This window comes from Lentzea atacamensis, from assembly GCF_003269295.1.
Classification (GTDB): Bacteria; Actinomycetota; Actinomycetes; order Mycobacteriales; family Pseudonocardiaceae; genus Lentzea; species Lentzea atacamensis.
The window spans coordinates 56370-74131 of sequence record NZ_QLTT01000018.1 but is presented as its reverse complement, the minus strand read 5'-3'; the positions used below and the strand labels follow the sequence as shown (position 1 = coordinate 74131).

13 protein-coding genes are annotated in these 17762 nt (G+C 64.7%); 2 read left to right on the top strand and 11 right to left on the bottom strand.

Features of this window, described 5'->3' with window-relative positions:
* Positions 1-593 precede the first annotated feature (593 nt).
* On the bottom strand, positions 594-1010 hold the full coding sequence (locus tag C8D87_RS44230) for a tetratricopeptide repeat protein (protein WP_112232600.1): 417 nt from the start codon (positions 1008-1010) through the stop codon (positions 594-596).
* Positions 1011-1135: 125 nt separating this feature from the next.
* On the bottom strand, positions 1136-1264 hold the full coding sequence (locus tag C8D87_RS48810; RefSeq protein ID WP_267899937.1) for a hypothetical protein: 129 nt from the start codon (positions 1262-1264) through the stop codon (positions 1136-1138).
* A gap of 445 nt (positions 1265-1709) precedes the next feature.
* Here C8D87_RS48810 and C8D87_RS44225 point away from each other — a divergent pair, with 445 nt between their 5' ends.
* Positions 1710-2567, top strand: a complete 858-nt coding sequence (locus C8D87_RS44225) for an aminoglycoside phosphotransferase family protein (protein ID WP_170166818.1) — start codon at positions 1710-1712, stop codon at positions 2565-2567.
* 8 nt (positions 2568-2575) lie between these two features.
* Here C8D87_RS44225 and C8D87_RS44220 read toward each other — a convergent pair whose 3' ends face one another.
* From C8D87_RS44220 to C8D87_RS46640, 5 genes are read right to left on the bottom strand one after another with little or no spacing between them, the layout of a single operon-like run.
* Positions 2576-3748: an MFS transporter gene (locus C8D87_RS44220; RefSeq protein ID WP_112232596.1), complete on the bottom strand. Its 1173-nt coding sequence runs from the start codon at positions 3746-3748 to the stop codon at positions 2576-2578.
* A gap of 3 nt (positions 3749-3751) precedes the next feature.
* The gene (locus C8D87_RS44215) at positions 3752-4360 is read right to left on the bottom strand and encodes a DUF6445 family protein (RefSeq protein ID WP_146772098.1); all 609 of its coding nucleotides are present in this window, start codon (positions 4358-4360) and stop codon (positions 3752-3754) included.
* Complete coding sequence (locus C8D87_RS44210) at positions 4360-4977, bottom strand: DUF6445 family protein (protein WP_146772097.1); 618 nt, start codon at positions 4975-4977, stop codon at positions 4360-4362. Before C8D87_RS44210 ends, C8D87_RS44215 begins: the two co-directional genes overlap by 1 nt.
* A 31-nt stretch (positions 4978-5008) precedes the next feature.
* Positions 5009-6136 carry a spermidine synthase gene (locus C8D87_RS44205; RefSeq protein ID WP_112232590.1) on the bottom strand — a complete coding sequence of 376 codons (1128 nt, stop codon included), beginning with the start codon at positions 6134-6136 and terminating at the stop codon, positions 5009-5011.
* A 58-nt stretch (positions 6137-6194) separates the two neighbouring features.
* Positions 6195-6341: a hypothetical protein gene (locus tag C8D87_RS46640; RefSeq protein ID WP_170166817.1), complete on the bottom strand. Its 147-nt coding sequence runs from the start codon at positions 6339-6341 to the stop codon at positions 6195-6197.
* A 1065-nt stretch (positions 6342-7406) separates the two neighbouring features.
* Between C8D87_RS46640 and C8D87_RS48435 the strand changes: the two genes are divergently transcribed.
* Complete coding sequence (locus tag C8D87_RS48435) at positions 7407-8486, top strand: tyrosine-type recombinase/integrase (protein ID WP_233442577.1); 1080 nt, start codon at positions 7407-7409, stop codon at positions 8484-8486.
* 678 nt (positions 8487-9164) lie between these two features.
* On the opposite strand, the gene C8D87_RS45520 is transcribed toward C8D87_RS48435, so the two are convergent.
* The 4 genes from C8D87_RS45520 to C8D87_RS46630 all read right to left on the bottom strand — a co-directional run bounded on the left by C8D87_RS45520 (position 9165) and on the right by C8D87_RS46630 (position 16918).
* The gene (locus C8D87_RS45520; RefSeq protein WP_146772096.1) at positions 9165-9704 is read right to left on the bottom strand and encodes a L,D-transpeptidase family protein; all 540 of its coding nucleotides are present in this window, start codon (positions 9702-9704) and stop codon (positions 9165-9167) included.
* A 577-nt stretch (positions 9705-10281) separates the two neighbouring features.
* Positions 10282-10746 (bottom strand): hypothetical protein, encoded by a 465-nt coding sequence (locus C8D87_RS44185; RefSeq protein ID WP_112232583.1) that lies wholly within the window; start codon positions 10744-10746, stop codon positions 10282-10284.
* Entirely contained in the window at positions 10740-15338 is a 4599-nt protein-coding gene (locus C8D87_RS44180; protein WP_170166815.1) for a PA14 domain-containing protein, read from the bottom strand. Before C8D87_RS44180 ends, C8D87_RS44185 begins: the two co-directional genes overlap by 7 nt.
* Positions 15299-16918: a hypothetical protein gene (locus C8D87_RS46630; RefSeq protein WP_170166814.1), complete on the bottom strand. Its 1620-nt coding sequence runs from the start codon at positions 16916-16918 to the stop codon at positions 15299-15301. Before C8D87_RS46630 ends, C8D87_RS44180 begins: the two co-directional genes overlap by 40 nt.
* Positions 16919-17762: the final 844 nt, after the last annotated feature.

Sequence of the window (17762 nt, the reverse complement as noted above, 5' to 3'; positions counted from 1 at the left end):
AAGCTCGGGATGCGCAGTCCCAGCGACTACGAGAATTCACTCCGAGCGGCTGCCTGAATCTCTTACGCCCCGTCCACCGTTCGGGGTGAACCTCATGTGGCCGGTGCGCCCCGCCCTGACGTCACATGCGGTACAGAGGTGCTGGTACCCCTACCGGCCCCTTAGTGGCTTCCCGCCCAAATGGGCCGCCACTCCGTCCTTGCCTCCGATTCCATCGCAGCCCGAGTTATTTAGAGGCGAGAGGAACCTCAACAGGATTCCACTTCCAGGACTTCCCATCCCGCCGGAGGCGCTGGGCGAACATCCCACAGCTCCCAGCACCCTTTACGGTTCCTGAGGTAGTCGGCGAAGTTCTGATAGGAGCAGCAGTTCGTCCGAATACTGGCGTCCGACACGTTGCGCAACGCGTACCAGTCATGCGGAGGCGCGACCACATCACTCGAACCTGACGACGCCGCGACGGCACCGGTTCCTGGTATGGAAACCAGAGCAGCAACGAGCAGCGAGCACACAAGCAGGGCTTTCACAAGCTCCCCCTCAAGCAACCAAGACCAGGATTAGCACGGCCACCAGCACCGTGCCGACAAGGCACCTCAGTCATGCTGTTGGAGCCCGCTACTCGCCAGATACTCGATGGCTACTGTCTCGAAGCGACATGACAAGTCGGTCCCACACTGGCTTGGCACAACGGAAACAGTCGCCGCCGGGTCGCCGAGCCCCCTCAGGTGCTCCTCCTCGAACCGCGCTTCACCCATGTCCATGGGGTAGATAGCAAGTACCTGCCGCCAGTGGCGTTCCGCCCCTGCCACATCGCCACGTGCGAACGCGAGGTGGGCCATCGATTCGAACGTGCGGGCCTGGTACCGGAGGAAGCCGGACCCCTCGACACAATCGAGCGCCTGCTCGCAGACCTTCTCGGCGTTTGCCAGGTCCTTGTGGGCGATCAGGGTCTCGCAGATGGTGTTCAGGGTCTCGCACTCGACCTTCCGCAGTTCGAACCTCCTTCCCAACGACAGCGCTTCTCAGCCGCAGAGCAACGCCAGGTCGAAGTCGCGGTACGCCGAGCTCAGTCCCAGCAATGCGAGACCTTCGCCGTGGGGAACTGCTCGGCGCCACTCACCTCGCGGGTTCCCAGCTACCGGCTGAGCTTCAACGCCCGTTCGATGTGGTTCATCGCCTCGGCATTGGATCCACGCTCCGCGAGCACCACACCGAGCCGGTGCAGATACGCGGACTCCGCCTCGAGATCTTGGTGGGCGCGCACCGTTCTCGAGCGCCTTGACCGCGAGTCCTCGATAGTTGTTCAGCCGCATCGACGGCTGCAGGATGCAGGCGAACTGCGACGTGTCCTGTCCAGCCCCAGCCTGTCGGCCATTGGCGCGGCGGCCATCAAGTTTCCCACTGCTCGTTGCGGAACTCCACGGCGTGCTGCCGGGATTCAGCAGTTCTGAAGTGATTGGGGCGAAGCCGGACAGCTGGTTCGAAATCGCACACGCCGACCCGACGCTGAGCTCGTGGCTCCACGGGTGAGCCACGGGTGGGCTTCTGTGGCCTGCACTCCCAGCGCGGGCCACCTGAACCAGGCTGCCGACACGCACTACTCGCACGATATCCATCGGCTGCCCGGTCGTTTCTCCGCCGGTACTACGCAGGGCGCGATCGACCCCACATATTCTTGCCGGCAGATGCTTCCTGACAGGGGTGATGATTTGACAGGCCACGAGCGGGCCGGAGCGTTGACCGACGTCCTCGCTGAGGCACACCCGGAGATCCGTGGCCTGTCACCACGTTTCGTCCAGGGCACCTTCCACGACGTGGTGGTGCTGAACGAAATGTGGGCCGCTCGTTTCCCGCGAACCGGTGCGGCGCTGGCTCAGGCTCCGCGCCGAGCCGCGGCCATGCGGCTGATCAGCGGGTTCGACCTGCCGTTCGAAACACCGAGGGTCCTCGAAGATCACCTCGACCGGCCGCTGGGTGAGGCGCACGTGACCGTCTCCTACATCTCTGGTGAGGCCACGCCGGAGAAGCTGCCACCGGACGCCGTGCTCCGCGCGATCCGCGACGTCGTCGGATCGCTGGAGTCCGTCGCGCTCACCCCAGAACTCCTCGCGGTGCTGGACGAACCCCTGCAGTTCGCTGGTGGGCCCCAGGTAGGCGAAGCGATCACCGAGCACGTGTTTCCCCTGCTGTCCGACGACGAACGACACCAGGCCTCTGGTGTGCTCGCCCGCTTCGCGGCGTTGCCTCCGGTTCCTGGCCGCTTCGTGCACGGCGATCTCGCCCCGGTCAATCTCCGCTGGCACGACGGCAGGGTGACGGGCGTCCTCGACTGGGACTTCGCCCACGCCGGCGATCCCGCGTTCGACGCGGCCGCGTTCGGCGGCTTCGGCTGGCCGTTGGTACAGCGCGCCATCGGCTCCACCGCGTACGAACGCGCCCTCACCCACGCGGCAATGTTCCCATTGACCGGAGCGGCCGGCGCGCTGATGCAGAAGGAGTCCCCGGAGAGGTACCTCGCCTGGTTCCGCCGTCGCTGTGGGGTGCGCGAACACCCTCCGGTCGTGTGAACCCCGGGTCAGGAACCTGTCTTGGTCAGGTCGGTCGTCAGCCGAGTCATCGTGAACGGAACGAGCGCCCCGAGCACGAGAACCACCGTGGCGACGTGAGCGGCGGGGATTCGCAGCGCGAACGCCGTGGCGGCGGCACCGAGCACCGCCACGCTGACGAGGAACGTGACCTGCGTTGCCCACGCCCACAACGGGATCGGGTCGACTCCGTCGGCCTTGGCCGCACGGTCCAACGAGGACCGAAGCCGGCCGTTGATCAAGCCGTACGTCAGGCCCGCGACGGCGAACCCCGCGTACGCACCGGCAGTGCCGCCGCACACCCAGGCGATGAGCGCTCCCCCATAAGCGACCGAGAGCGCGACAACGGGCAGGTGGAGCTGCGGCGCCAGGAGCGAGATGCCGAACGCGAGCAACCCGCCCGCGCCGTAGCAGGCGAGTGCGAACCCGAACTGGTCTGCCTGGAACGCGTGGATGTCGTCGAAGACCGGCATCTCCACGGCGTTGACCCCGGCACCGATCACCGCGAACGACGTCCACGCGAGGGCGGGACGAGCGAGGTGCGCGCCGAACCCCTCCGGCTTGCCGACCCAGGTGCGCCAAGGCGACACCCGTTCGCCATGGGAGCGTCCGTCGGCGGCCGTGATGACCCCACCGGAGCGAGCCAGCACCAGTGCGGCGAGCAGGAACGACGTCGCGTCCGCGATGAACAGCCACGAGTAGCCGACAGTCGAGGCCATCACGCCACCGACGGCGGGCGACACCGTGAGGGTGATCGACCCCGCTGTGCCGATCGCCGTGTAGGTGGACGCTTTCTGCTCAGCGGGCACCCACTCGCCCACGAAGGTCATGAAGAGCGTGTTCGACACGGCCTTCAGCACCATCGTCACCGCGAAGTACGCGTAGATGAACCAGAGCGAGGACGCCAGTCCCACCAGCGCCGCCGTGCACACCGCCAAACCGATCTGGGCGACGAGCCACGCCCGGTGCGCGTGTTCGGGGGCGATCCGCTGAGCCAGCCCCCGGACCGCGACGACCGCGGGCAACGACTGGGCGAGCAGCATGCCCGCGGTCGACAGGGACCCGAAGTGCGACTGGACGTACTGGAGCAGGCCGGTGAACGTCAGCCAGTTGCCCGCCTGGGAGATGAACGCCGCCCAGATCAGGCGTTGGCGTGAGGTCACCGTTCAGTGCTTCTCGTCGAAGAAGAAGATCTGGGTGAGCCTGCACTCGTTCGGTTCGACGCCGCATCCGCCCATCGGTGCGTGGAACAGCTCGCGGCCGCGGAACGCGACGAACCGGTTGTACACAGGACCCACCTGGCCGACCAGGTCCCACTTGGCCTTGTCGGCCATGTCCGGCCTACAGACCTCGCTGTCGAACTCCTCGGCATCGGCGGACCCGAAGGCACGAGCCTGCTCGTCGGTCGGCGGTCCGAAGAAGCCGGACGGACGGTGCCGGTAGAACCCGGTGCCGCAGGACGGCGGTGCGTCCGGTGTCAGGTAGACCAGCGCTGCCCAGTCCGACGCGGAGTCCGCGTGCACCTTCGTCTTGTTCCCGGTCTCCTCGCTGATGAGCCGGAACGCCCCGAACGCACCGGAGACCTCGCGCTCGAGCGGCGTACCGATCAACAGCTCCAGCCGATCCCACAACGCCTCGGACGACAGCGCCTTGTCCGCCTGCCAGCCGGGGTAGTTGTACTTGCCCATGCTGATGAAGGAGCTGTCCAGCGCGGATTCCCTGACCGCGTCCGCGTTGTCGTAAAAGTCGTCGACCACGATCATTCTCGTCCGCATCACGCCACCCGTTCGTTGAAGAAGAACCGCTGGGTCAGCCTGCCGTTCTCCGGAGCCGTGCCGAACCCGCTGGCGGCCCGGTGGAACTTCCTGCTCCCCTGCAGCAGCACCATCCTGTTGAACCGCATCGACACCTCGTCGACCTTCTCCCACGCGGCTGGGTCCAGCTTGTCCGGGAAGTACCGGAACTTGAGGAAGTCACCGGCGTCCTCGTAGCCGAGTCCACGCGCTTCCTCATCGGTCGGAGGGCCGAGCAGTCCCGTCTCGCGATGGCGGTAGAAGGACAAACCGCCCTGACAGAGCTCGTCCGGCGTCAGATAGCAGATCGCGGACCACTCGGTCTCGTCGTAGTGTGTGGTGAGGTCGACGCGAGCCGCCTCCCCGTACATGGAGAAGACGCCGAACCCCATCAACGCGGGGTGGAAGTCGATGGCGCAACCGATCAGCGACTCGAAACAGGTCACGATCTCGTCCGTGTAGAACGAGTTACTGGTCTCTACCCCATACTTGATACCGTCGACTTCCTTGTCCGGCATCCACTGGCTCTTTCTGAGCGCCATCTCCCGCACGGCGACGGGCTGGAAGTAGAAGTCGTCAACGACGATCAGGCTTTTCAACAACAGACACCTCGACATCACAAATCGCAGATCACAATGAAAGAGCCAGCTCCAGCACTTCGTCACTCCACGCAGGCTTTGCGACGAGAGGACACGCGACGATGCACAACGCCTGCCAAAGCGCGACCGAGATCGCCCACTCCGGGTTCGTGCCGACCAGCCGGTCCCAGTTGCTCACGAGCCAGTCGCCATACCAGCGCGACATGAAGTCCTTGCCCTCGAAGTGAGTCGACGCCGCGATCCCCGGCAGGTAGACGGCCTCCGGGCGGTTCTCCGCGAGCAGCGCGGTTACCAACTCGTCCGTCGCGGACATGTCGGTCAGAATCCGCGGCATGCCCTCAGTCGCGAGCGGCGAGAACTCCGCCATGGTCATCATGAAGGCGGGCCAACGCCGCACCATCTCGTCGTTCAGGAAGGCCGCGTCGAACCGCACCGGTTGCTCCGGCAACGGCTCCAGGTCGTCCGGCAGCGCCCCCGTCAGCCCCCACCTCAACGGCAGCACGTGCTGGATCGCCCGGTCGGACTTGCGCAGTTCGCCATGCGCCCCATCCAGCCCCAACGAGGACGGCAACGGCTTGTTGCCGACCACGATGGTGGCGTTCCGCCGACTCCACAGCACCTTCGAGAAGGCGAACTCCTGCCTGAGCAACCATCCGATCCAGTGCTGCGGCGACCGCCCGCTCCAGGCGTCGAGGTTGAGCGGCAGCCCCCAGCAGTTGACGACGACGAAGCCGTCGGTGCCGACCAGACCGCTCAGGTTTCGCCAGAACGACCGATCGAGCACGAAACCGGGGTAGACGTCCTCCTCGTAGAGGTCCACGCAATACACGTCGAATCGGCCATGGGCGTTCTCGACGAACTTCTGCGCATCGGCGAGCACGGTGTCGAACGCAATTTTCGGAAAGTGCCTTCCGAAGTGCTCGACACAGTGAGACAGCGTCGACTCGTCGTACTCGACCGCAGTGACTCGCACAGCCTCGTTCATTGCCACCATGGGCCGGAGCGAACCCCCACTGCCAAGCCCGAGCTGACAAACCCTGGGCTGCGAGTGCAATGCGGACGCGAGCGCGAAATCGTCCGGCTGGTTGCCAGCGAACACCCGGTCACCGCTCAACAAGCTGTTCGTGTTGTCGACCAGCTGCGCGTTGTCGTCGTACATGTCGTCCCCCTAAAGGAGCCCGGTGCCCCGCGTTCTCCACGGGGCACCGGGCATCGCACTAGCCGATCTTCAGCACGCTGTCCGCTTCGCGCTGCTCCTGCTCGGACAGCGGGAGGTACGTGACCATGTTGAGCATGTTGTTGTCCGAGTGGCGCGTGTAGGCCTCGAACTCGAACTCCTCGACCTTGGCCTCGACTGCCTTCATCAAGAACTCCCCTCCGCGAGAACCAGGCCCTCGCGCATTCGTTGTTCGGTCACGACGCCCGCAGTGGGCATCGACATCAGGATGCAGACGCTCACTACTCACCCACTACTCGTCGGCAATCGAAATCCTCATCCACCCGGCCTGAATCGCCGAGAAAATATTCGTTAAACGGATACTTCAGGACTGAACACACGTGGTCCCAATTGGATTCCTGGACCGCGCCGGGCCCTGAACGGTTCCCGAGAGCACCGCCGCACGACAGCGAGCGCGCGCCGGCGTTCACCACGTCATCGCCTCGGACCCTGTGACGGCCCTCGCCGACACCACCGCGGTGATGGCCGCCAGCGCCGACACGGTGTGCGGTGAGTTCAAGTTCGGCTTCGACCGCGAACTGGAGACCGTGCGGCTGGCCTCGACCCTGGTGGAGCACTGTGCGTGCCGAGAAGTACGTCCGACTACGTGTTCGCGTCAAGAGCAACTACCACTGCTCCCCGTCGCCGTACAGCTCGGGAGCACCACAGCTCATCCTGAGTACCCGTTGCCGGCCGATGACCTCCAGCCTCTCGCGCAGGCCGCCGGACTCGCTGTTCGAACCGGCGGCCAGCGAGCCTCCACCATCGCTGAGATCGTCAACGATCTTGTCAAGATTTCCTGGAACCAAGCTCGCAACGGGATGCGATCGGCGTTGCGACCAGGTGGTGTGTTGTCCACGGAGACGGCTCAGGCAAACGACGCCATTCGACAGCTTGAAGACCTCAGACGACGAAGCGCCGAGACCACCCGTCAGTTGAGTAGCGAAGCCTCCGTAGTCGCCTCTCTAGCCCTCGATGTCTTGATCAGCCAGGTGGCGGAAGAGTGCACCGGCAGCAGCAACATTAGCCTCGCCAGCGAGGTGTTCGATCAACACGAACACCTCACGTGGTCCCCGTCCCAGTCTCCTCATCTATGGGTAGCACTCACCCAGTTGAACCTGGCCGGTCTGTACGGGAATGAGCTTGAGCGCGACGCCACCACTCACTGTAGTTCCACCAACGATATGAGTGTGAAGCACCGCAGAGTGGTCGTATGGCCACCACCGAGTACACAGGCCTCTGGCCCAACGCGCCGACTCGACAACCGCACCTCCAGTTCAACTTGCGATCAAGAACAGGGCGGCGCACAACAAGCGCACCCCCTCTTCCGCCGCACCCCCTGGAGGTCATCATGGCCTGGGCAGAACAGATCGGCACGCAGTCCTGGCGAGTCCGCTACCGCACCGACAATGGCCACACCGCCTCGATCTCCGGCTTCACCACACAACGCGCAGCTGACAACTACGCCGCCGACATCGAGACCGATCAACGTCGCAACACCTGGCTCGACCCCACCCGCGGACGAACCACAGTCGCTCAATGGGTCACGACATGGTTCGCCGCGCTCGACCTCGACCCGCGCACCATCGACAACTACCGCAGCGTCCTGCGCTGCCACATCCTGCTCCGCTGGGGCGCCACCCCGCTCAACGCGATCACCGCGCTCGGCGTGAACAAGTGGATCTGCGACCTGCGCCAGCTCGGCTATGCCAACACCACCGTCGCGACCATCGTCAAAGTCCTCTCGATGATCCTCACCGACGCCGCCGACGAGCACCTCATCCCCGCCAACCCGATCCGCCGCTACCGACGTCGCGGGCGACGCAGCCACCGCATCGAACGAGAACGAGTCTGGGCATCACCCACCGAGGTCCTGCGAATCGCCGAACAAGCCGCCGCACTCGGCGGCGACACCGCCGGACTGCTCATCATCACCGCTGCGTGGACCGGCTGCCGCTGGGGCGAGCTCACCGGACTGCGACGCGACAACGTCGACCGCGGCGTTCTGATCATCGATCCCCGCACCGGGGCACTGCACGAGAGCGCGCACACGCGCTGGCTCGGCTCACCCAAGACCCCCTCATCAGCCCAACCATCACCCTGCCACCGTTCCTCATCACCATGCTGCGCAAACACCTTGAGCGGCACGACAACGAGTTCGTGTTCACCGCCGAAGCCGGAACCTGGTTGTGGCGCAGCACCTTCATCCGCCGCGTACTCAAACCCGCGGTCAACGGCAACGAAGACCGCCCGCTGTCAGGCGTCCGCACGGCGCCAATTCGGCCAGGACTGACCTTCCACGGATTGCGGCACAGCCACAAGACGTGGCTGATCGCCGGCGGCGCACCCGAGATCGCACAAGCTCGCCGCCTCGGCCACCACCTGCCCAACCGCGTCACCGAGGTCTACTCCCACGTCGCACCCGAAGTCGAACTCCGACTCCTCAACGACCTCCAACGCCGCTGGCACGAAGCCGACCTGAATGTCCGGACTCACCCAACCGCGCCGGAACCTGCAGAACGCCACGTTTCAGGTCCGCTTGCGGCGTAAGCAATCCACTGCCCCTCACACCGTTAGTGGGAGGGGCGCGACGATCACCCAGTCCAGCGACCAGCACAATGATCAAGCCGGAGAACCCTGCTCCAGATCTGCTCCATAAGGGCAGCACGACACGATCACCGAAGATCAGAGCCGGAACAGCAAGAAACCCGCCTGACCAGCGATATTCGCCAGATCAGACGGGTTCTACCTACAAGTGGAGCTGAGGGGACTCGAACCCCTGACCCTCACACTGCCAGGGTCCACAAAGGACTACTACCAGCACAAACACTAGACTCCGTTGAACCCCAACGCAACTAGCCGCTGTTCCGCGCCGTTGGGTGCCATTCAGCGCCGTTGCACTCCTGGTGCTGCTCCAGTTCCGCTCCAGCACGATCAGTGTGAAACGGACCCACCACCGGCGAACATCCGTTCAGCGCGGCGACAACGCGATCACCGCGCCCGGACGAACCCAACGCACGACCGACGCCAGCGTGCTCGCCGGGATCGCCACACAACCGGCAGTCGGAGCCCCGTTCGTGACGTGCACGAAGAACGCACTACCCGCACCAGGAACCCGCTGCGCGTTCACACCCATCACCAAAGCGTAGTCGTAAACCGCGCCATGCGAAGCCAAGTTCTCCGACGTGCTCTCATTGAACGCACACGTCCCACGAACACACCGCTGATGCGTGTTGTAGTCAGAACTGTTCACATCACTGACCCACCAATCCGAACCGTCGATCCGGAAGTACGACACCCCAGCACCAGGATCAGCCTGCCGACCGAACGCACCAGTGATCGCGAACACCCCAGCCGGCGTCGCCGACGACGACTCCCCATATGAACTGGAGATACCAGGCGAACCGACCTTGGCCGCAACACCGCCGATCACCGACGTCCAGTCGCTCCCGGACTTCTGCCACGTCGACAACGTCGCATTGGCACCACCCGCACCCACCACCGAGATCACCTGAGTCGCACCACCCGCACGCCCCGCGAACCACGGCGCCACCACACTTCGCACAGAAGTCGCAGACGTAGCCACCGCAGCAGGCCGCGACACAGACGAACTGGTATCGGCAGCCGACTTGGTCACACTGCTGGCCGATGTCGTTGTGGTAGGGGAACTGGAGGTCAGTTCGGCAGACGAACTGGTCGATGTCAACTCAGGAGCCGTTGTTAGTTGCGCACCCGAAGCACTGACAGAAGAAGCCTGTGGAGACCCGTTGGCGAACACCATCACGAGCGCAGCAACGGTCACCGCAGCTACAACAGGACACAGAACTCGAACCGCAACAGGAACGATCGCGAGGCGCCGTAACATGCCACTCTCTCCACCCACGATGTGACGCGATCCGCGCCACTCTTGACTTCGCCGAACTGCATGGCCGGCAGACGGGAACAATGCCAGCCCTGCGTCATACGAAGATCGTCGAACGGATTCGATCCGTCTCCGGGGTCATCCCAACCAGCGGACTTGATCCTGCCACCTATAGGCGCCTTCAGCTTGCGCTCCGGGGGCCGCAGCGCGCGGCCCCCGAGCACTTTTACTTCACCGCACAGGGCGCTTCCTTGCCGAATTCATCCCTCGACATAGTCTTGAGGTGGTACCGAACCTTGTCTCCTTCGAGCCCTCCCACCGAGAAGTCCTCGGTGAAGTCCAGCCCTGAAGCAGTCTGGATTCGCGCAACGAGGGGTTGATCACGCCCCGGCGCGAGCCACGGCACGAGCTCTTCGCCCCCTTCGGGCACCACACCGGTTTCGAACGCGCGAACCTTGGCCGGTGACTTGAAGGCGACCTGCCAGATGCTCGTGTCCTTGTCGTCCAAGGTCTGGTCATCATTCACCGCGATGACCTCGACCTTGACAACACCTTCAAGAGTGCAGTCGGTCTGCAGAATCTTGACCTTGTCCGGCTCTACCAGCTCAACCGCGATGGGGCTGAAGGGGACCTGCGGCACACAAGCCACCGCAGCCAGCCCCGTAGTCGCCACCGCTAGCGTTCTCAGCACGAATAGCCTCCTGCCCTGGCGCCAGCGAGCCGCTCGAAGATGTTGCATCCTCTGCCCTTCACGAGTTCCGCCGCACCGTACAAGATCGGGAACGCTGGTCCGAACATCGCCCATTGGGTGGAGTGCTTCGCCTCGTGTCCGGCGAGACGCGGGCTGACCTTGCTACCACCGTAGAGGAAGACGTTTCCGACTTGCATGCCCGCGCGGGCACCGTAGCCACGTTTCATGCCGGTGCAGTGCACCTGCAGGCCTGGCGCCCAGCCACACTTGCCACCGCCGACAAACCGCCCCCAAGCATAAGCGTTCACCGTGAAGGGCAGGTTTTGGGAGAACCGAACGACGTGAAACGTACGTCGGGCGCCGTTGTAGGTGCAGGAACCCTGCTTCCAGAACTTCCAGCGCCAGTTGCACCGCCCATCGAGGTCAGTAGAGTTGATCGGGTCACCGTTGACGTAGTCGTAGTCGTTGGCCGATCCACCGTCGACCGGGTCGACGGACAGGAACCTGCCGAGCAGCGGGCTGTACGGACGGGCTCCCATCTGCACAACCGACAACGCGCCGGCGTGCTCGTAGAACCGCTGGTGCTGTCCGAGCCAGCCGTGATCCATCTGACCAGGCATGTTGTCGGGCACGTTGTCCGAGTCCACCGCACCGTTCGGCTTCAACGGATCACCGTACGGCGTGAACGTCCGCAGGGCACCAACCGGCTTGCCGTCCACACCGGTGGTCAAAGCGAGGTCGCCGCGGACTGTCGGGTGGTCAAACGTGCAGTCGGTGGCTTGAGGTTTCCACGTGTACAGCACGCCGCCGGGCAGGCTGATGCTGCGAGACAGCATCCTGTTATCGGGGCCGAGCGAGATGTCGGGGGTGTCGCCACTACCCGTGTGGCCGTAACGCACGTCAGTCGCCGAGTCACCCGTGGAGGAAGTCCGCCGCACGATGCGATCGGTGGCATCCCGGATGTACGAGACGTTCGCAGGGTCGCTGCCATCAGTGCGCACCGCGATGTTACGGCCCGCACCATCCCACGACAGGTACGTCGTCGTACCACCCGTCGTGTACTGAGTGGTGTTGCCCTTGTTGTCGTACTGCAAGTTGGTCACCGCGTCGGCTCCCACGGTGGCCAGCAACCGGTCAGCGGCGTCGTAGCAGTAGTTGGTCTCCTTCACACCGGACGGGGTCTCGTCCAGCAACCGCACCCGGTTGGTGTTCAAGCCTGCGTTCGACTGCGCGCCCGTGGGACATGCGGAACTCGCGGCTGAGGTGAAGTCGTAGGTGTAGTGGTGTCCTGCCACCCAGGCTTCAGTCAGCCTGCCCACCGCGTCATAGATGTAATTCGATGCGCCAGGACGTGGATCGACCCCCATCAGAGACTCGTCGACGATCGTGCCAGCTCGAGTGCGGGCCACCGTCGAGTCGATCTGAACGTTGTCGCTGGTCTTCCAGCTCTGCGATACCACCTGGCCCGCAGCGTCCTTGCCGACGGAAGCCAACGAGCTGCCACCGGCGTAGGTGACGGCCGCCAACTCGCCGGCCGCGTCGTACGTAACCGTGGCCAGCACCGTCGCGCCCAGCTTCGTGGTGAGGACACGACCTGCGTCATCCTGGGTGTAAGTGATCGTCTGAGCCGCATCAGCGGCGTTGGGCGGGGTCACCTTCTCCGAGGTCGCGCGACCGGCCAGGTCGTATGTGGTCTCAGTGCGCGCGCCGTGGGCATCGGTGTACTCGACGACGCGACCGAGGAGGTCAACCCGCGTGGTGACCGTGCCGTTGGAGTCCGACACCGAGGTGACCAGCGGGTCGCCGTTCACGGCGTAGTTAGTCGTCACAGTTCGCTCCGCCGCCGAGGAGGTCGACGGGTACTTCACCGAGGTCACACGATCACGGCCGTCGTAGGTGGTGCAGCTCCAGGCACCGCCGACGCCCTTGGCGACCGTCCTACCCGAAGCGTCGAAGATTTGCTCGTCTTCGCGGGTGGAGCCGGATGCCGGAGCGGCCAACCGGGTAAGCCTGGCCAGGCCACCCTGGTTGATCGACTCGACCTCGGTGGTGCATGGGTTGTCCCGAGTCTCGGTGTCCCCGTAGTAGACATAGGTAGTCTGCGCACCAGTGGGCATGGTCTTGCCCGTCTTGCGCAGATACCCCGAGCCCGCGGCCTCGTACGAGTTCCGGGTGATCATGCCGCCTGCCGAGATGCTGGTCGACAAGCCGAACCCGGCGTCCAATCCGTTCTCGGTGTAGCTGGTCGAGCTGACGGCATTGGGAACACCGTTCGACTCGTCCTTCACCGTGGAGGTGCTTTGACCGTAACGCGGGCGCAGGAAGTCGCCAGGCACGATTTGTTCGGTGCCGCCCGGCCTGGTCCAGTGCAGGTGCAGGTCACCGGGGCCACCTGTGTTGTTGTAGTCGATGCGGATGCGCTTGGTCGCGCCTGCTGTCGGCGGGGTGTAGGTGCCGATGTAGGGGGTCGGTCCCTGGTCCTTCCAGCCGTCGGCGACGAGCCGGTCGTCGATCCACAGCCGCACGCCGTCGTCGCCGACGACCTTGAGGGTGTACTGACCCGCGTCCGGGAAGACGATCTCGCCGGTAAGACGTGCGGAGTAGCCGCTGCCGCCCAGTCCGACTGCTGGTGGCGTGTTGCCGTCGACGTGCGAGTCGACCGAGCCACCAGCGCCGAGACCACCAGTCACGTAAGTCTTCACCGGACCGGTCATGCCAGTGTTGTTCCACCACGAGACGGCCAGGCCCTGCATGCCCTCGTCGTAGTTGGTGCGCTTATGCGGCATCGTGGCCGCACAAGCGGCAGTGGGTTGCTGACCGGTGAAACAGCTCGCCGGTGCAGGTCCCCACTGGTCGGTGGGCCTGTCGTTGTGGTCGTAGACCGTCGAGGACACCCGGCCAGCGGTATCCGTGGTCGTGAGCCGCATGTCCTTGCTGTTCCACGTGGTCGACATCGTCTTGCCCGTCGCGTCGGTGGAGCTCAGCTGCCGGTCGGCGTCGTCATAGGTCACCTTCGTGGCGTAACCGGACATCGGGTTCAGCCCAGCAATGTCCACAAAGGTCTGCCGGTTGCCCAGCTCGTAGCGGTAAGCGTGCTGGGGACGCTGCACACCGGCTTGCCCGTTGGGCGCAGGGGACTGCACGCTCGTCGCGCCCTTGCGGGTACCAACCGTGCCGTAGTTGACGACCGTGTAGGTCTCGATGATGTTGCGATTGGCTGGGTCCTGGGCGGACCAGTCGACCGCGAGGGAGTCGCGGACTGCGGCCAGCGCGCCGTCAGCGTGGAAGCCGTAGTCGGTGAAGTCGTTGCCGGGGTTCTCGATGCGCGAGAACATGCCGCTCCGATACCACAGGAAGGTCTGCGACCCGTCCCAGTACTGGATGCGGCACAACATCTGCGACGGCGGCAACGCATCCGAGCCACCCGGAGCCGTACGACCGGCGTAGCAGTCGTCACCGGGCCGGTTGTAGAACAGCTTGTGCGAGCGCTGCGAGACCGGGTCCGTGATTTGCGACAAGCGCGACGGGGAACCGCTCCAGCTCATCGTGCTGGCTGCGGGCTTGCGACTATCCACAACAGACGACTCGGCGGCTAGCGTGCCGTCGGAGTTGAAGTTGTAGACGCTCCCGCCCTCCTGCAACGTGATCTTGCCGCCGGTGTCCAAGCCGAGAACCCCGTCCTCACCGGCCGGCGGCTTGTACGTGCCGGTGCCGGTCTTGGTCCAGGTGTGCTTGGTGCCGGTACCGTCGGTGAGGACGATCGTTTGGTCCTGGACCTGCGCTTTGGTGTAGGTGGAGCCGTCACCGGTCAGGTTGGCACCCAGTTGCCAGCCAGTCGGCAGGGCGGGCAGGTCCTGGGTGTACAGCCACGACGCCGGGATGATCTGCGGCGGCACCGCCTTGTTCGACGCCTCGTTGGTCTGCACGAACAACTTCATCCGGCCGGGGCCGCTGGAGTGGTACAGCTCGGCCTTGATCGGCACCCGCTGCCCGGCGGTCAGCGCGATCTCGGTGACCGGGCCGTTCTGGCTCGTCAGGGCGAAGTTGACGTCGGAGGTGTTCTTGTTGTTGTACACCAACGTGTTGTTGACCCAGATCTTCGCACCGTTGGCGTGCACCCCACCGAAGTGATACGTGCCCGTCACCGGCACCTGGAAGAAACCCTCCCAGCGACCGACGAACCAGTCCTGCGCCAACGCCGGCGCGAACACCGACTCCGTGCCCCAGTCCGCATTGACCTGCGGCTCGTTGCGCACCAGCACCGGGTTCGCATCCGGCGTCCCCGAGCGGGTCGAGTCGTTGAAGTACGACGCGCGAAGCCCGTAGGGCTCGCTGGCCTGAGAGTTGTAACTGAACGTCAGCCCCGAAGAGCCACCGACCGTGTTGAAGGTCGGGCCGGCGGCCTCGGTATGCACGTTGCCGTTCGCCAGGTTCACCGTCACCGGCCCCAGCGTGTCCTTGGGCGCCGGACCACTGTCACCGATGCGCTGATCGACCTTGAAATGCCCGGTCCAGCCCGAATGCGTCGTCGTCACCCCACCGCTGAGCGCGGTCAGCACGGTCCACGTGTAGCTCGTCCCGTCGGTGAGCACGCGGGCGGCACCGTCCAGGTGTTGCTGGTTATGCAGCCGGAGTCCACCACGATGCCGGACTGGCCGTCCGCGCCCGTGGCAACCTTGAAGCAGTAGAGGGTGCCATCACCGGAGGGGTTGCTCACCGGGCTCACCGACAACGTCGGCGTCAGGCTCGTGAGCACGCTGCCGTCGGCAGGGCTCATCAACGAGGTGGCCGGCGGTGCGGTGCCGTGGTCGACGATCAGGTTAACCTGCATGTTCTTGTACGACCAGTCACCGCCCTCCGAACCGGTGAGCATGAACCACGTGCTGTTGTCCCGCGCGGCCACCTTGCCCGCGATGAAATCCGTCAGCGCCTTGGACTGGATCGAACCCCGGTCACCAATCGGCCCGGACGCCAGGAACTGACCGATACCGTTGATGTTCAGCGCGGTCGCGTGGTACAGGTTCGACTGCCACGACAAGTTCGACCCGGTCTGCGCGTTGCGCCAGAAGTCGTACCGGGCACCGATGATGTTCTTGCCGAACAACGGCGTGAAATCGTGCCGGAACGCCGTGCGCCAGATCGAGTCACCGCCGCCAGGACCGGACTTCGAGTTGCCCACCGCGATACCGCAGTTGGTGCACTGGAAGCCGTCGGACTTGTAGGCCCTCGACTCGTCATCGTTGTTGAACCCGTAGGTGTAGGTCGGGTCCACGATCACCGGGAACACACGTGCCTTGTCGTTCAGCCACTTCGGGTCGACCGACACGGTCAGCAGCCACGTCTTGCCGTCCTGCTTGAGCCCGTAGGTGCCACCGGTCTGCGCGGGAGCCTTGTTGTCCTTCGCGCTGCCCGACGAGTCCCAGGTCACGATCGGCGGCAACGACGCGACGACCTTGCCCTTGGCATCCTTGATCAACACGCCGTGGTCCTGCAGCGACGGGGTGAGTGAGCCCGTGTCCATCCGGAACACCCAGCTGCTGGTCAACGTCGGCTTCTTGACGATGATGGATTCCTTGACGGCGCCCGGCTCGACCTCGTACTCGAGATCGGTGTCCGGCAGTACATCCACATAGGACGCCTTGGAATCCTTGACCTGACGAGCGACACGCTTGGCGCCCTCGAGAGCGACCGAGATCCGCTGACCCGGCTCACCCAGGTTGATCGGTCCCAGCGTCACCAGACCGCGGTCCTCGGCGGACGCCGCGAACTCCGGCTTCAACTGGTGCAGCTCAGTCTTGACCCGCTTGGAACCGCGGTCCTCGACCAGCCGGGTCTCCACCGGCCGCCAGGCGCCCTTGTCGTCCCGCACGCTGACCGGCACCTTCGACAGTACCGTCGTGCGCGTGCCGTCGGGGTTGACGTAGTCGACCGACTTCTCCGCCCGGCCGACCTCCTTCGACGTCTTCGCGTCGAACTTCGACGCCGCCTTGCCCGCATCGGCGCCCATCAACGGCCGGAAGTCACCCGCCGCCTTCGGCGAGTCGTGCTTGCGGCCCTCCTGCTTCGGATTCGGCCACGACGACAACTCACGAGGATCGCGATACTCCGCCGCCGGCGCAGCCACCGCGATCGCGGGCACCGCCTGCACCACCGAAGCGACCAACGCCGCCACCAGCACCGCGGCAACCGGCGATCTACCACCAGGTCTGGACGACCGTTTTATCCGTCTGACTCCAGGCAGACTCATCCACACTCCCGTGAAAGGAAATAACAGAAATCCATCGGCAGACACCGAGGACGCAGCCGTCACCAGCACACCCGCGCGTCAAACAGAAGGCGAACGCAGGCGTGCAAGTACGGCGGAAGCCGGGCTAAACCCGGCAGATCAAAGGAGAAGACGAAGCGGTCAGCAGGTCACGAATAACCGGCGAAGGCCGGACGAACGCGCGGATGGTGATCCGGCGAGACAGACGATCGTGACCATTGGTCTGTGAAGCGGCTCCGCAGCACACGACATCAGCATGACCCCCTTAGCCCACCGCCGAGCGATGATCACCCCCCGGTGATCGCAGAGTTACCCGGCGTACCCGCTGGAACGCTAACTAACGTCGATCACACGCCACAGACTCCGAACAGAGCAATCACACAGCCCCTTCGGCGTAGACCAGACGCCCGCGGCGAACGAATGCGGTGACCTGGCTCGCATGGGACCGCACACCGCGCTCAACGGAACAGAGGACCATGAGGTCGACGTGCAGTCATGGGCACATCTCGGTCGTTCGCCGAACCCGCTCACCATGCGCCTCTCGGCTTCGGCTTGCTCGGGTACGACTCTCTGGCGCAACCGCGACACAACACCTGCGGGTCTCCTCACCAGCCCTCACAAATCACCAGCTCACACTGCTCGTGGGGAACGGCAGGCGGCCAGCGGCAAGCCATCAGACCACTCGGCGCCTTCTCTAAGACCCGAACACGGGCCATGCGGACCACCTCGACTTGCGATCAGGCAGCTAACG

What these genes read in the sequence shown, in the direction of transcription:
- C8D87_RS46640 (WP_170166817.1), bottom strand. Translation starts at nt 6,341, where the DNA reads ATGAAGGCAGTCGAGGCCAAGGTCGAGGAGTTCGAGTTCGAGGCCTAC.
- C8D87_RS44215 (WP_146772098.1), bottom strand. Translation starts at nt 4,360, where the DNA reads ATGCGGACGAGAATGATCGTGGTCGACGACTTTTACGACAACGCGGAC.
- C8D87_RS48435 (WP_233442577.1), top strand. Translation starts at nt 7,407, where the DNA reads ATGGCCACCACCGAGTACACAGGCCTCTGGCCCAACGCGCCGACTCGA.
- C8D87_RS44205 (WP_112232590.1), bottom strand. Translation starts at nt 6,136, where the DNA reads ATGTACGACGACAACGCGCAGCTGGTCGACAACACGAACAGCTTGTTG.